This window comes from Rhodoferax potami, assembly GCF_032193805.1.
Lineage (GTDB): Bacteria > Pseudomonadota > Gammaproteobacteria > Burkholderiales > Burkholderiaceae_C > Allorhodoferax > Allorhodoferax potami_A.
In genome coordinates, this window is the sequence record NZ_JAVBIK010000001.1 from 103044 (window position 1) to 118033 (window position 14990).

Genomic DNA, 14990 nt, shown 5'->3' on the forward strand with positions numbered 1-14990 from the left:
CTGAAAACACCATGACACAACAACTCCAAACCGTGATCGAAGCTGCGTGGGAAGACCGCGCGAATATTTCTGTGGCCTCTGCGCCTGCTGAAGTCCGCGATGCCGTGGAACATGTCCTGAATGAACTCGATGCGGGCCGCCTGCGTGTAGCTACTCGTGAGGGCGTGGGCCAGTGGACGACCCACCAGTGGATCAAAAAGGCAGTGTTGTTGAGCTTTCGCCTCAAAGACAACGAAATTGTCCAGTCCGGCGACCTCGGCTTCTATGACAAGGTGCCTACCAAGTTTGCCGGCATGAGCGCTGAAGCCATGAAGGCGACCGGTGTGCGCGTGGTGCCTCCGGCAGTGGCACGTCGCGGAAGTTTCCAGGGCAAGGGCGTGATCCTGATGCCGTCGTACTGCAACATCGGCTCTTATGTGGATGAGGGCACCATGGTCGATACCTGGGCCACGGTGGGCTCTTGTGCTCAGATCGGTAAAAACGTGCACCTCTCTGGTGGTGTCGGCATTGGTGGCGTTTTGGAACCCATGCAAGCGGGCCCGACCATCATTGAAGACAATTGCTTCGTGGGCGCGCGCTCCGAGGTGGTCGAAGGTGTGATCGTCGAGGAAAACTCGGTGATCTCGATGGGTGTGTACATCGGCCAAAGCACTCCGATTTATGACCGCGCCACAGACACTGTGAGCTACGGCCGCGTGCCTGCCGGCTCGGTGGTGGTGAGCGGCAACCTGCCTAAGGGTGACGGCAAATACAGCATGTATGCAGCGATCATTGTGAAAAAGGTCGATGCCAAAACACGCTCCACGACCAGCTTGAACGATCTGTTGCGCGACTAAGCGCATCCCACGGAAGGCAACTATGGCCACGACCGGCACCGCGCAACCCGTTGGCACGATGGAGCGCATCCTGCGCCTGATGAGTGAGAAGAAGGCGTCCGACGTCTACCTCTCGGCCCATGCGCCCGCGCTCATCAAAATCAACGGGCAATGTGTCCCGATCAATAGCCAGACCCTGCCTTCTGATGCGCCCAAAAACCTGCTAGCGGAAGTGTTGCAACCGCAGCAGATTGCTGAATTGGAGCGAACCGGCGAGCTCAACATCGGTTTCCCGATTCCCGGAGTGGGCCGGTTCCGCGTAAGTGCCATGCGCCAGCGCGGCACGATTGCAGCGGTCATCCGTTTCATCAGCGTGGATGTGCCCCCGCTGCACAGCCTGCAACTGCCGCCGGTTTTGGCCGACTTGATCATGGAAAAGCGGGGCTTGTTGCTGATGGTCGGTGCCACCGGTGCCGGCAAAAGCACCACCCTCGCCTCCATGCTGGACCACCGCAATGAAAATGTGTCAGGCCATATTCTGACGATTGAAGACCCGGTGGAGTTTTTGTTCCGGAACAAAAAATCGGTGGTCAACCAGCGGGAGGTTGGAACTGATACCGAGTCTCTGCAAGTTGCTCTGAAAAATGCGCTGCGCCAGGCGCCGGACGTGATTTTGATCGGTGAAATCCGCGACCAGGAAACCATGTCAGCTGCGATTGCCTACGCGCAATCAGGCCACCTGTGCCTGGCCACGATGCACGCCAACAACAGCTACCAAGCGCTGAACCGCATCTTGAGCTTCTACCCGGTGGAGGTTCGCCCCACGATGTTGGGTGATCTGGCCACCGCCTTGCGCGCGGTTGTGTCGCAGCGCTTGATGCGCACGACCTCGGGGCTGCGCGCGCCCGCAGCAGAGGTATTGCTCAATACCAAGCTGGTGGCCGAAATGATTGAAAAAGGCGACTTCTCGGCGGTGCGCGAAGCGATGGAGCAGTCGATGGCAGAGGGCTCTCAAACTTTCGAGGCAGACATCGCGCGCTTGATCCGAGACGGCGTGGTGGATCGCAAAGAAGGCTTGGCCCATGCGGACTCGCCCACCAACCTGATGTGGCGTTTGCAAAACGACTTCACCAAGGCCGCGCAGAGCGCCGCCTTGCCGGAGGAAGACGATGAAGCGTCTTTCACCGAAATTACCCTGGATGTAAAACACTGATGACGAGAACCCTGCAGCTCACCGAGCAACTGATATCCATGGCGTCGGTGACGCCTTCCGACGGTGGCTGCCAGGCCTTGATCGCCGAACGACTGCGCCCATTGGGCTTTGTGTGTGAAACCGTAGAGAGCGGCCCCGATGACTTCCGGGTCACCAATTTATGGGCAAAACGAACTGCAGGCCCCGCAGGCAATGCGCAAGCAGCTAGCAAAACTATAGCAAAGACGCTGGTGTTCGCCGGGCACACGGACGTGGTTCCCACCGGGCCGCAAGCCCAATGGGACAGCCCCGCCTTTGTACCCAGCCACCGCGACGGCAAATTGTTCGGCCGTGGAGCGAGCGACATGAAAACCTCGCTGGCAGCCTTTGTGGTGTCGATTGAAGAGTTTTTGGCGGAACACCCGGCGCCAGACCTCAACATCGCTTTGCTGTTAACCAGCGACGAAGAAGGCCCCGCACTCGACGGCACCGTGGTGATGTGCCAGTTGCTGCAAGCGCGCGGTGAGGTTTTGGACTACTGCATCGTAGGTGAACCCACCTCGGTCGAGCGCACCGGTGACATGATCAAAAATGGACGCCGTGGGACCATGAGCGGCAAGCTCACGGTCAAAGGCGTGCAAGGTCATATTGCCTACCCGCATTTGGCTAAAAACCCCATCCATTTGGCGGCCCCGGCCTTGGCCGAGTTGGTAGGCGTCGAATGGGACAAGGGCAATGACTACTTCCCGGCCACGACCTGGCAGGTGAGCAATATTCACGGCGGAACTGGCGCGAGCAACGTCATCCCCGGTCATGTGGTGATTGACTTCAATTTCCGTTTTTCAACTGAATCCACGCCGGAGAGCTTGCAAAAGCGATTGGCCAGCGTGTTGGCCAAGCACGAGCTCGACTACGACCTCGTCTGGACCATAGGCGGCCTGCCATTCCTGACGACACCCGGCCCGCTGGTGGATGCGGTGCGTGATGCCATCCGGGCGGAGACCGGTATCGAGACCCAACTCTCCACCACCGGCGGCACCAGTGACGGGCGGTTCATCGCCCAGGTGTGCGCCCAAGTCGTCGAAGTCGGCCCGCCAAACGCCACCATCCACAAAATCAACGAGCATGTGAAGGTTGCAGATATCGAGCCGCTTAAAAACATTTACCGCCGTGTGCTCGAGAACCTGAACAAGGCGGGTGCGGCATGAACTTGTTAGCACTGGTTGCGGAATCCAAGCAGCGACTTGAGGAGGCCGGCGTGTCCTTCGGGCATGGCACTACCAACGCGGCAGACGAAGCAGCTTGGCTGGTACTGCATGCCCTGAACCTGCCGCTGGATACCCCGCTGGGACCCGATGATGAAGCATCAAAACGGCCGGTAGCCCCCGAAGAATATGCGCAAGCCGCTACGCTTTTAGGAGCGCGCATTAGCACGCGCAAGCCTGCTGCCTACCTGACCCGTGAGGCGTGGTTGCAGGGTGTGCCGTTTTACGTCGACGAGCGCGTGATTGTTCCGCGCTCGCTGATTGCAGAGCTCTTGGTGGACGGCGGTATCGACTACTGGCTTTTGGAGAGCACCCACAAAGTGCTGGATTTGTGTACCGGCAATGGCAGCCTGGGTATTCTGGCGGCGATGGTGTACCCCGATGTGGTGGTGACTGCCGCCGACATTTCGGCAGATGCGTTGGCAGTCGCACGCATCAATGTCGACAAACACGCGATGCAGGAGCGCATTACGCTGGTGCAATCCGATGGTTTGGACGCGGTACACGACACCTTTGACCTGATTCTGTGCAACCCACCGTATGTCAATGCCCAAAGCATGGCTGCGCTGCCTGCCGAATACAAAGCCGAGCCCTTTATTGCCCTGGACGGTAACCAAGCCGGTGGCAGTGGCGATGGCATGGACTTTGTCCGCACTCTTTTGAGCAGCGTGTGCACAAAATTGTCTGAGGATGGGGTGCTGGTACTGGAAATCGGCAACGAGCGGGATTTTTTTGAAGCCGCTTTCCCGGATCTTGAAGTCGTCTGGCTCGAAACAAGCGCAGGTGAAGACCAGGTGCTACTGGTGACCTATGACGCTTTGCAGCGCTTGCAGACACACTGAACTTTTTCTCTGAAGTGATCAGCTCCGTGTCGGGGCTGATAAACCATTGCCCGCCACAAGCGGGGCCACTATCTGCGGCTAGCGCCGCATTCACATCATGATTACTCTTAAGAATGTCACCTTGCGCCGCAGCGCCAAGGTGTTGCTCGAAGGCGCCTCTGTCGCCCTGAATCCGGGCGAAAAAGTCGGCCTGGTCGGTCGCAATGGAGCCGGTAAATCGAGTCTGTTTGCGCTGCTCAATGGCAACCTGCATGAGGATGCCGGTGAGTACTACATTCCTGCCCAGTGGCGCATGGGCCAGGTGGCGCAGGACATGCCTGAAACCGAACAGGGTGCCACCGACTTTGTAATCGAGGGTGACACGCAACTGGGGGCTGCACGTGCTGAGGTGACGGCTGCTGAGGCAACCGATGATTACGAGCGCATGGCAAATGCCTACACAGCGCTCCACGATGCGGGTGAGTACGATGCGGCAGCCCGTGCACAAGCACTGATTTTGGGTCTCGGGTTCAAAACGACCGAACTCGACAAGCCGGTGAACAGCTTTTCGGGTGGCTGGCGGATGCGTTTGCAATTGGCACGCGCACTGATGTGCCCGAGTGACCTGTTACTGCTGGACGAGCCTACCAACCACTTGGATTTGGATGCATTGGTATGGCTAGAAGCATGGCTCAAGAAGTACGAAGGCACTATGGTCGTCATCAGCCACGATCGGGAGTTTTTGGATGCGGTGACCAATGTCACGCTGCACATCGACATGGGCAAGCTGGTGCGTTACGGCGGCAACTACAGCAAGTTTGAGGATATGCGCGCCGAACAAATGGAGCTGCAGCAAAACGCCTTCTCCAAACAACAGGACAAGATTGCCCACTTGCAGAAGTTCATTGCCCGTTTCAAGGCCAAGGCCAGCAAGGCCAAGCAGGCCCAGAGCCGGGTCAAGGCCTTGGACCGGATGGAGAAAATCGCACCCTTGCTCTCGGAGGCGGACTTCAGTTTTGAGTTCAAAGAGCCGGCGAATCTGCCTAACCCCATGTTGTCCATGCAGGGGGTGAATTTTGGCTACCCGCCCCCTGAAGATGCCCCCAAAGGCACGCCCCCCACGGTGATCGTACACAACGTCAGCAAGTCGGTTCTGGCGGGTCAACGTATTGGTATCTTGGGCGCAAACGGCCAGGGCAAGTCGACCCTGGTAAAAACCGTGGCGCGGGACCTTAAAACCCTTGGCGGCGAAGTCACTGAAGGCAAAGGCCTGAATATTGGCTACTTTGCGCAGCAGGAACTGGATGTGTTGCGACCTGATGAGACGCCACTGGAACACATGATCCGGTTGGTCAAAGATATGACAGCCGCCGGAAAAATTGCCGGACAACAAACCCGTGAACAGGATCTGCGCAGCTTTCTCGGTACCTTCAATTTCAGCGGCGAGATGGTGAAACAATCAGTCGGCAGCATGAGCGGGGGCGAAAAAGCGCGCCTGGTGCTGTGCATGATCGTTTGGCAGCGCCCCAACCTCTTGTTGCTGGATGAGCCAACCAACCACTTGGATTTGGCAACCCGTGAAGCGCTTGCGATGGCACTGAATGAGTTTGAAGGCACTGTGATGCTGGTCAGCCACGACCGGGCGCTGCTTCGATCGGTCTGCGATGAGTTTTGGATGGTGTCGCGCGGTGGTGTAGAGCCGTTCGGTGGCGACTTGGACGATTACCAGCGCTATTTGCTGGACGAAGCCAAGCGCCAGCGCGAGCTTGCCAAAGAGGAAGCCAAGGCAGGAGCTATTGCCCCCTCACCTGCTACCTCGGCCCTGCCTGTGGCTCCCGCCGGACCCAGCGCAGATAGCATCAAGAAATGGAAGAAAGAGTTGGCGCAGGTAGAAGCCCAAATGGCGACCCTCAATACCGAAGGCGCCGAATTGGAAGCCAAGCTGTCTACCAATCCCCACCCTTCCGTGATTGCTGAGGCTGGGAAACGCTTGAAAGCAGTCAATGCAGAGCTGCAAACCCTCGAAGAGCATTGGTTGGAGCTGACCACGCAATTGGAAGCGTAAAGGCTTCTTTACGCGGGAGAGGCCTGAACCACCTCTCCCGTGCGTTACCGACGCTCATGAATGAGATTTCGCAGAAGTAAAAAAACCCGCCATCTTTCGATGGCGGGTTTTATCCACTTGTACCGTGGTGGGAACTGAGAGATTCGAACTCTCGACCTACGGATTAAGAGTCCGCTGCTCTACCAGCTGAGCTAAATTCCCAATAAATTGGTGGGACCAGCGGGGGTCGAACCCACGACAAACGGATTAAAAGTCCGCTGCTCTACCAACTGAGCTATGGTCCCGACAGTGTTCTTTAATTACTTATTGAACCCTGCGAAGCCTCAAATTATAGCGCGGTTTTTTGGGTCAAAACGCTGTTTGAGGATAATTTATCAATAATCCATCCGGCAGCACACATGCCGAAGGTTGCAGTCACGCTGACCATAGAGCCATAACCGTGGCAATTGAGCGTGCCATCGCCTTCCAGGGCGCACGAAGCATCGGGGCCGCGCACGGCTTCTTTGCTGTAGACACAAGAAACGCCGATGGACTTTCCCTCTTTCGGCGCTCCATGTTCTTTGCGCAAGCGGTACCGGAGTTGTGCGAGCAAGGGGTCGTGGGTGCAGACACTCAGGTCTCCGATCTCCACCAAATGCGCAGCCCGCTTGCCACCCGCGGCACCCACCGAAATCATCAGTTTCTTATGGCGGCGGGCCCACGCCGCGATCGCTGTCTTGGCGCGAACCTGATCGCAAGCATCAATCACCGCATCCACCTCGGATCCAAGAATGCCAGGCCAGTTGTCTTGCGTCACGAAGTCATCGACCAAGTGCACTTTGCAGGCTGGATTGATCTGCCCGATGCGCTGTGCCATGGCTTCAATCTTTGACTGGCCAACGGTGTCGGTCAGTGCGTGCAATTGCCGGTTAATGTTCGACTCAGACACATGGTCCATATCCACCAGGGTGAGCTCTGCAATACCGCTACGAGCAAGCGCCTCTGCAGCCCAAGACCCTACCCCACCGATTCCGATGACCGCCACATGCGCGCTTCGGATGCTGCGAGAGGGCTCTTGGCCATAGAGACGCGCCAGTCCTGAAAATCGACGCTCACCATCCACGACTGAAGGATATAAATCGACCGACACCGTCACTTCAACCGAGCCAAACGATCTCTAGCAGCAGATGCAGCTTCGGAGGAAGGGTAAGTGCTGAGCAACTCCTCGAGGGTCTTCTTACCGCCCTTGGCATCTTTGAGCTCAAGAAGACAATTGGCAAGTGCCAAAAGTGCCTCAGGCGCACGCTGGTGGTCTGGCGACTGTTGAACCAGCAAGCGGAAGTTGGTCAGGGCGCTCTTGTAGTCCTTGGTCGCGTACTGAGCGCTACCCGTCCAATAAAGAGCCGACGGACGGAAGCCGGAGTTCGTGTATCGAATTAAAAAATCCGAAAACAAAGACTCAGCAACCGCAAAGTCGCCTTTTCTAAAGACGGCCAGCGCTGCGTCAAAGTCCCGTTTTTCCGCTACATCTACGAGAAAATCACGGCCTTCCCAGCTGATTTTCATCGGCTCAAGCTTGCGCAAACGGTCCTCCACCGACTGGGCAGAGTCCTTTTGCTTGCGCTGAACATCAGCCACATCCTTGGTGAGCTGCTCGACCTGGCCGCGCAAACGGGCATTTTCTACCCGGCTTGTCTCTAGCTGATTCTGCAACTCCACCAGAGACCGGCGAAGTTGAGAAGACTCCTCGGTCATCAGTCTTTGGAGGTCCGCTGACTTTTGCTCTGAGTCGGCGCGCACGGCCTCGATTTTTTGTCGCAAATCGAGGATGGCGCGGCGTGCTTCATCATCGTCAAACAAGCCCGCTGCAGCAGGACCTACGCCACAAACAATCGCCAAGGCCAGGGCTGTTGCCCGCAATCGGCGAACCGGTAAACGCATGGTCGGCATTAACGGTAGCTGAATTCAGCGCGGCGGTTCTTCTCGAGAGCAGCCTCTGTATTGCCGGTCACAGCAGGTTTCTCTTTGCCGAAACTGACAGATTCCATCTGGGATTCCGCAACGCCCAGCAGGGACAGCGCTTTGCGCACTGCGTCCGCCCGCTTTTGGCCCAATGCGAGGTTGTATTCACGTCCACCACGCTCATCGGTATGGCCTTCCAGGTTCACTTTGCGTGACTTATCTGCTTTCAAATAGCGAGCGTGTGATTCCAATGTGGATTGAAATTCAGCGCGGATCACGAAGCTGTCATAGTCAAAGTAGACGGTTCTTTGCGCTGCGCTCAAGGCCGGGTCTTGTTTGGATTTGTCGAGCTCAACACTGGCAACTGCGCTCTTTGACACACCAGAGCCATCGCCGGCTTGTCCAGCCATGCCACCCGCGTTAACCGCCTGACCGCTTTTGTCTTCCACGGGAACGTTATCCAACTTCACGGACGAACCGCAGGCACTCAAAACTGCTGCCACGGAAACTACCAATACAAACTTCTTCATCTGCTCTCTCCAAGTAAATTAATGTTTATTTCTGTGCAGGACCCCAATCGGGCTCCCGTATGTCACCGGATTGACCGGCAAGTCGAGCCTTGATACGGCCGTCCAAGGACGCTGTCATCAAGGCCTCTTTTCCTTGCATCAGGGTGGCGTAAATCACCATCCTGCTGTTAGGCGAAAAGCTGGGACTCTCGTCGGCGGTCGTATCGGTGATGGCCACTGCGGTGCCGGACGAAAGGTCCATGACGTGCAGCTTGAAGGCACCGCTCACCCGCGAAATATAGGCAAGCCACTTCCCATCAGGACTCACCGCCGGCGAGATGTTGTAGTTGCCGGAGAAAGTAATCCGCTCGGCATTGCCGCCGGTCACACCCACCCGATAAATTTGCGGAGCACCGCCACGGTCGCTGACGAAATAAATGCTTTTGCCATCCGGGGAGTAAACCGGCTCTGTATCGATGGCCGAAGACTGCATCAGGCGGCGTGGCTCTCCACCGCGGGCATCCATAACGAAAAGCTGCGAGCCACCGTCACGACTAAGCGTCAATGCGATGGAGCTCCCATCAGGAGCCCATGCCGGTGCACTGTTGGAGCCCTTGAAGCTCGCAACCAACCTGCGTTTGCCGGAATCTATATCTTGTACGTAAACCACTGGCTTCCGGGCTTCGAACGAAACATAGGCGAGTTGATTTCCATTAGGCGCCCAAGCCGGGGAAATGATTGGCTCTGGGCTACTGAATGCAGCTTGCGCATTCTCTCCGTCGGCATCAGCAACCCACAGGCGATAGTTAGACCCAGCTTTGGTTACGTACGTTAGTCGTGTGGAAAAAATCCCTTTATCACCTGTGAGCCGCTCGTAAACAAAGTCGGCAATCCGGTGGGCTGTCAGTCGCAGATCTCCCGCGGGGACTGCATGACTCTGGCCACCGAGATCCTGATTCCGAACCGTGTCCCACAGCCTGAACCTCACGTCGTACCGGCCGTCGGCCAATCGGGAGACGCTTCCGGCGATTAACGCATCAGCGCCTCGCAGACGGATGGCGGACAGATCAGGTCTTGCAGTCTCATCCAGCCCGGGTGCTGTATCGAGCGGTTTGAATTGCCCGCTGCGCTCCAGGTCGGCCTGAACAATGGCCGCAATCTTCTGGGGCGACTGATCGTCACCCCGGAAACCGGAAATCGCAACGGGTATCTGAGTAAGACCAACTCCGGATACTTCAACTCTAAATTGGGCTTGCGCTTGCAAAGCCAGCAAACCCCACATACAAGAAACCAAAAAATTTTTCATTAGATAGATTATCGTTGCTGTGTCACAAGGACTTCAGAGGCGCCTAGGCTCTCTTGGTAACCAATGGATGCTTTGACTTGTTTTGTTGAAATTCGTTCCCGAACCAAGCGGGCATTCACGTTTTCCATGTCCCGACTGCTCTCTCTATGCCATAGGTGATAGACCTCTGTCGACCAGAAGCCGTTTTTGCGGCACAGGCCAGCATTATGGAGACGAAGGACGAAATCGGCGTCTTCGTGACCCCACCCGACAAATGTTTCATCAAAGCCGTTGACCGCAATGTAGTCAGACGTAAATAGTGCCATGTTGCAACTGCGAATTGCTTTCCACTTGAACGAACGCTGGAGTCTCGATGAGAAATCCGGTAAGCGGAGTTTGGCGCCTAGCTTGCTGCTCTCACCCCGGACACGCCGCCCCATCCAAACAGGCCAAGACTGGTCGATCACTGTGGCTTCACTGGTCAGAACCTTGCGCGTGAACGCCTCGCTTAACAGAACCCTGCTTCCATTTACAAAGCAATTCTTTTGCGCAAGAGACCGGTGCCGGGCGACGAAATCCAATTCGGGCACGCAGTCCCCGTCGAGAAGTATCAGGTAGCTGCCCGACGAGACTGCGACACCCAAGTTCCGGGCCTGGGCAGCTGTGAAGCCCACATCAGGGTGCCACACATGGGTCAAAGGGAAAGACGCGCTTGCTTGCAGCTCATGGATTCGCGCTTGATGGCTGGGAGTTGATCCATCGTCGGCGATGATCACTTCAAAGTTTTTATCAAACTGATGCTCTAGAGCGCCAACAACACAGGCGAGCGCGTCGCTCCGGTTGTAGGTGGTGATGACGATAGAGATAAGGTCTGCGCAGGACATTTTCGACTAGACTAGGCCGCCCTCTTGCACAGCCGCAAAAAGACAGCATGTCGATGCTCAGGAGAGGGCCGAACCTTTTGGATGTTATCACCCCATGCCGACCATCTCCGTCTACATCATTGCCTACAACGAAGTGGCGAAAGTGCAACCAGCGATAGAGAGTGTTTCTTGGGCAGATGAGGTCATCCTAGTGGACTCAAATAGTACCGACGGTACCGCCGAGTTGGCCCAGAGTCTGGGCGCGAGGGTGGTCCAAGTCGAATTCAAGGGATTTGGTCACCTGCGTAACCAAGCTATTGCAGCGTGTACCAAGGACTGGATTTTCAGCCTGGATGCTGATGAGCGTTGCACACCACAAGCCGCCCAAGAAATTCAAACACTCATCAATAGCCCCCAAGCGCTCGACGTTTATCACACGCCCCGCCGCAATTACTTTATGGGAAAGTGGATCAAACACTCGGGCTGGTATCCCAATTACCGACAGCCACAGTTGTTCCGTCGAGGAACTATGAGTTACGACATGAAGCCGGTTCATGAAGGCTATGTGCTTCATTCAAATAAGCCCATTGGACATATGGTGCAAGAGATTTGGCAGTTCCCGTTCAAGAACATGGCGGAGGTGATGCACAAAGCCAACCGATATTCAAGCCTGGGTGCTGAGAAGATCAAGCACAAGAAGATCACCATGTTTACGGCACTGAGTCATGGAATTTGGGCATTCGTAAAGCACTACTTCTTTAAAAAGGGCTTTCTGGATGGGTGGGCGGGTTTCGTCATTGCGCTTGGCAATTTTGAGGGCACATTCTTTAGGTACGTGAAAGCGATTGAACTTCAGCAAGGCGAACGTTGGAAGGCACCTGCGGCAAACGATCGGACTAGCAATGAATAAGGAAGACCGGGCGCTCTACATCCGGCTGATGGGCTTTCTGAAGCCCTACTGGAAAGCCTTTTCGATCGCTGTAGCTTGCATGGTGTGCACTGCGGCAACTGAGCCAATGTTCCCCGCCATCATGAAATACCTGCTGGACTCAGGGTTTCAAACGGCAGACAAAAAAATGGTGTGGCTTATTCCTGCGAGTATTGTGCTGCTGTTTGTCGTACGTGGCCTTTTGTCTTTTGTTACAAACTACCTGATGACGTGGGTTTCGACGCGTTTGGTTGTCGACCTGCGACGCGCCATGTTTGACAAGCTTTTGAGTGCGCCAACACAGGTTTTCCAGTCTGAGCCTGCGTCTCGCTGGATATCGCGTTTGCTTTACGACGTGGACAACATCAACCAAGCGGCAACCAATGTTTTGGTGACTGCATTGAGAGAGTCGTTAACCGCCATTGCGCTTCTCAGCTACCTGCTTTACTTAGACTGGAGGCTCACTCTGGTTACATTGACGGTAGGCCCCATCATCGCGATCCTCATTCAAAGCTTTGGAAAGCGCATCAGGAAAGCGAGCAAGGCCAGTTTAGAGTCCTTACGTGCGATCGCCCACACCGTAGAAGAAACAACTGCTGCCAACAGAGTAATCAAGGTGTACGGCGGGCAAGAGCAGCAAAGAGCCAGATTCCATCGTGTCACCGAAAGCTTCCGGCGGAGCATGATGCGCGAAGCTGTGCCGGCATCTGCTCTGACACCTATTACCCATATCGCCGCGTCGTTCGCCATAGCTTTCATCATTTTCATGGCGCTTAGCCGGTCTATGGGGCAGGCAGGGGATTCAGCGGGTGGCTTTGTCTCATTTATCACCGCGATGTTGTTATTGATTTCACCTATCAAGCAACTCACAACCATCAGCCCCATCTTGCAACGAGGCCTTGCCGCGTGTGAAAGCGTGTTCGGAGTCCTTGATGCGGAACCAGAACCCGACTCTGGAAAGCAATCGCTTACCGCCGCCAAAGGCGAATTGGCGTTCGAGAATGTGAGCTTTCAGTACCCGGGGAGCGAGAGAAATGCACTAGAAAATATCAGCTTCACCGCGAAGTCGGGCCAGACTGTCGCATTGGTTGGAGCCTCTGGAGGAGGAAAGAGCTCGCTAGCTGCTTTGATTCCGCGCTTTTTCAGTCCAACATCAGGTCGAATCACTATCGACGGAGTCGACATAGCAAATTTAACCTTGCCGAATCTGCGAAAGCATATTGCCTTGGTTAGCCAAGATATCGTCTTACTCAATGACACGATGCGAGCCAATATTAGCTTTGGAGAGTCATCTGAGGCTAGTGATGCGCAAGTGCGTGATGCAGCGATGGCTGCACATGCCTGGGAATTTATTTCAAAACTTCCCAATGGGTTGGATACTCCCGTAGGAGAAAACGGAGCAACACTTTCAGGCGGACAGCGGCAGCGGATTGCGATTGCACGCGCGCTCTTAAAGAATGCGCCCATACTTATTCTTGACGAGGCGACATCAGCGCTGGACACGGAATCAGAACGAATGGTCCAAGAGGCCTTGGCGTCACTAATGCTCAACAAAACGACATTGGTGGTTGCGCACAGACTGAGCACGATTGAAGGTGCTGATTTGATTCTTGTGATGGATCAAGGGCGTATTGTGGAACGCGGCAATCACTCCAGCCTAGTGCAAGCGAACGGTTATTACGCCAGTCTCCAGAGGTTGCAAACATGAAGATACCTATTTTGATGTATCACCAAATCGATGCGCCTCCCCCTCGCGGAACTATGTTGCGAGGGTTGATCGTGGCACCCTCCTCATTTAATTGGCAAATGAAGATGCTGCGTTTGATGGGATACACCGGCCTTTCCATGCGGGACCTAGAGCCCTATTTACGAGGTGAGAAAAAGGGCAAAGTGGTCGGGATAACCTTTGACGATGGATACCAAAATAATCTGACCTACGCTTTACCCATTTTAAAAGCCAATGGTTTCACGGGAACATGCTACGGCGTGAGTCGCATGATTGGCGGTACTAATTCATGGGACTCTGGGAAGGTTGCTGAAAAACCTCTCATGACTCAACAAGATTGGCGTTCATGGCATGCGGCAGGCATGGATGTAGGCTCGCACACGCAAGACCATGCCAAGCTAACGGAGCTTACACAAGATGATGCGCGTAAACAAATTACGCAATCCAAATTGGAATTGGAGCAAATGTTAGGAGCGGAAGTGAGACATTTCTGCTATCCCTACGGCTGGTTCCAACCAGAGCACGAAAAAATGGTGCGAGAGGCTGGCTATATATCGGCTACGAGCACGCGTCGTGGTCGTGTTCAAGCGGGGGACAATCCTTATGCGCTCAAGCGAATCATGGTCGCGAGAGCCACCAATCCCCTGCAGTTTCTTATGAAACTCGCCACATCGTACGAGGACCGCCGCTCGTGATTACATTTGCGCTCTACTGCAAGAGTTACCGAGTCGATGTCAAGCGTGCAAAGCGTTTGGCGCTGACAGTGGAGAAATATAACGTAGATACAATTCCATTTTATATTTCTTGCCCGCAAGCAGACCTGCCTATATTTAGGGAATACCTCTCTGGTTTGAGTGTCAAACTCATCACTGACGAGGAGATAATCCTGAGCAATCCAGTGCACAGCCTAGACAAGGTGAATGCCATCCCAGGGCATCTGTCACAACAAATTATTAAATCAGAGTTTTGGCGCCTAGGATTTGCAGAAGCCTATTTGTGTTTGGACTCGGATTGTCAATTCATCAGACCATTCCATCTGAGTGAATTTCTGGACACTTCAGGTACCCCATATACGGTAGTCGACGAATGTCGCGAGATACTTCTACCCGCTGTATCCTTGCGCAAGCAAAAAGTCATTGATAACTTTTATAAAGAGTCTTTTCAAGTTCAGCAGGCTTTTGAAAGAACTGGCAAGCATTACAACTTTGGGCCCAATTGCCCTGTTTGGCATCGTGATGTCTGGATGAGTCTCGACGAGAGTTTTATCAAACCGCGCGATACAAGTTTTGCTCAGCTCATCGTGGAGCATCCAATTGAAATGCGTTGGTATGGTGAGGCACTACTCAAGTATGGGGCGATCAAGCTTTTACCTTCACAGCCGTTCTTTAAGATGTACGCCTATGCTTGGCAGCTGCGGAGAGATCGTGCTGAAGGCTTGGTAGAAGAAGATCTGGCTCAATTTTATTGTGGAGTAACTTACCAGTCCGCTTGGGAACGGGAAATGGATTGGCCAAGCGAAGGGGGAAATCTGGCATCCAGACTTGGCCGTCGTTTAAGGCGATCACTGGGACGCACGTAAA

At 54.9% G+C, this 14990-nt stretch carries 14 protein-coding genes and 2 tRNA genes; 9 read left to right on the forward strand and 7 right to left on the reverse strand.

The window, feature by feature from the left end; genetic code table 11:
• Window positions 1–11: 11 nt before the first annotated feature.
• The 5 genes from dapD to RAE19_RS00480 all read left to right on the forward strand — a co-directional run bounded on the left by dapD (window position 12) and on the right by RAE19_RS00480 (window position 6158).
• On the forward strand, window positions 12–836 hold the full coding sequence (gene dapD, locus RAE19_RS00460) for a 2,3,4,5-tetrahydropyridine-2,6-dicarboxylate N-succinyltransferase (RefSeq protein WP_313873071.1): 825 nt from the start codon (window positions 12–14) through the stop codon (window positions 834–836).
• Window positions 837–858: 22 nt separating this feature from the next.
• The gene (locus RAE19_RS00465; RefSeq protein WP_313873072.1) at window positions 859–2028 is read left to right on the forward strand and encodes a PilT/PilU family type 4a pilus ATPase; all 1170 of its coding nucleotides are present in this window, start codon (window positions 859–861) and stop codon (window positions 2026–2028) included.
• Window positions 2028–3215 (forward strand): succinyl-diaminopimelate desuccinylase, encoded by a 1188-nt coding sequence (dapE, locus tag RAE19_RS00470; RefSeq protein WP_313873073.1) that lies wholly within the window; start codon window positions 2028–2030, stop codon window positions 3213–3215. The genes RAE19_RS00465 and dapE overlap by 1 nt, the downstream gene beginning before the upstream one ends.
• Window positions 3212–4114 (forward strand): 50S ribosomal protein L3 N(5)-glutamine methyltransferase, encoded by a 903-nt coding sequence (prmB, locus tag RAE19_RS00475; RefSeq protein WP_313873074.1) that lies wholly within the window; start codon window positions 3212–3214, stop codon window positions 4112–4114. Before dapE ends, prmB begins: the two co-directional genes overlap by 4 nt.
• Before the next feature lie 97 nt (window positions 4115–4211).
• Entirely contained in the window at window positions 4212–6158 is a 1947-nt protein-coding gene (locus tag RAE19_RS00480) for an ABC-F family ATP-binding cassette domain-containing protein (protein WP_313873075.1), read from the forward strand.
• A 125-nt stretch (window positions 6159–6283) separates the two neighbouring features.
• On the opposite strand, the gene RAE19_RS00485 is transcribed toward RAE19_RS00480, so the two are convergent.
• From RAE19_RS00485 to RAE19_RS00515, 7 genes are all read right to left on the reverse strand, one after another.
• Window positions 6284–6359 (reverse strand) — tRNA-Lys (locus tag RAE19_RS00485).
• A gap of 7 nt (window positions 6360–6366) precedes the next feature.
• Window positions 6367–6442 (reverse strand) — tRNA-Lys (locus RAE19_RS00490).
• Between the two features lie 44 nt (window positions 6443–6486).
• Window positions 6487–7293 (reverse strand): tRNA threonylcarbamoyladenosine dehydratase, encoded by an 807-nt coding sequence (locus tag RAE19_RS00495; RefSeq protein WP_430962498.1) that lies wholly within the window; start codon window positions 7291–7293, stop codon window positions 6487–6489.
• Window positions 7290–8078, reverse strand: a complete 789-nt coding sequence (ybgF, locus tag RAE19_RS00500) for a tol-pal system protein YbgF (protein WP_313873076.1) — start codon at window positions 8076–8078, stop codon at window positions 7290–7292. Before ybgF ends, RAE19_RS00495 begins: the two co-directional genes overlap by 4 nt.
• 8 nt (window positions 8079–8086) lie before the next feature.
• Window positions 8087–8629 carry a peptidoglycan-associated lipoprotein Pal gene (gene pal, locus RAE19_RS00505; RefSeq protein WP_313873077.1) on the reverse strand — a complete coding sequence of 181 codons (543 nt, stop codon included), beginning with the start codon at window positions 8627–8629 and terminating at the stop codon, window positions 8087–8089.
• 25 nt (window positions 8630–8654) lie between these two features.
• Complete coding sequence (gene tolB, locus RAE19_RS00510) at window positions 8655–9890, reverse strand: Tol-Pal system beta propeller repeat protein TolB (RefSeq protein WP_313873078.1); 1236 nt, start codon at window positions 9888–9890, stop codon at window positions 8655–8657.
• 32 nt (window positions 9891–9922) lie between these two features.
• A complete protein-coding gene (locus tag RAE19_RS00515; protein WP_313873079.1) occupies window positions 9923–10777 on the reverse strand; it encodes a glycosyltransferase family 2 protein in 855 nt (284 codons plus the stop codon).
• A 94-nt stretch (window positions 10778–10871) separates the two neighbouring features.
• Between RAE19_RS00515 and RAE19_RS00520 the strand changes: the two genes are divergently transcribed.
• The 4 genes from RAE19_RS00520 to RAE19_RS00535 are packed head-to-tail and all read left to right on the forward strand — an operon-like array spanning window position 10872 to window position 14989.
• On the forward strand, window positions 10872–11666 hold the full coding sequence (locus tag RAE19_RS00520) for a glycosyltransferase family 2 protein (protein ID WP_313873080.1): 795 nt from the start codon (window positions 10872–10874) through the stop codon (window positions 11664–11666).
• Window positions 11659–13392, forward strand: coding sequence for a lipid A export permease/ATP-binding protein MsbA (gene msbA, locus RAE19_RS00525; RefSeq protein WP_313873081.1), 1734 nt, complete (start codon window positions 11659–11661; stop codon window positions 13390–13392). The genes RAE19_RS00520 and msbA overlap by 8 nt, the downstream gene beginning before the upstream one ends.
• Entirely contained in the window at window positions 13389–14105 is a 717-nt protein-coding gene (locus RAE19_RS00530) for a polysaccharide deacetylase family protein (protein ID WP_313873082.1), read from the forward strand. Before msbA ends, RAE19_RS00530 begins: the two co-directional genes overlap by 4 nt.
• Window positions 14102–14989 carry a DUF6492 family protein gene (locus RAE19_RS00535; RefSeq protein WP_313873083.1) on the forward strand — a complete coding sequence of 296 codons (888 nt, stop codon included), beginning with the start codon at window positions 14102–14104 and terminating at the stop codon, window positions 14987–14989. The genes RAE19_RS00530 and RAE19_RS00535 overlap by 4 nt, the downstream gene beginning before the upstream one ends.
• Window position 14990 lies beyond the last annotated feature (1 nt).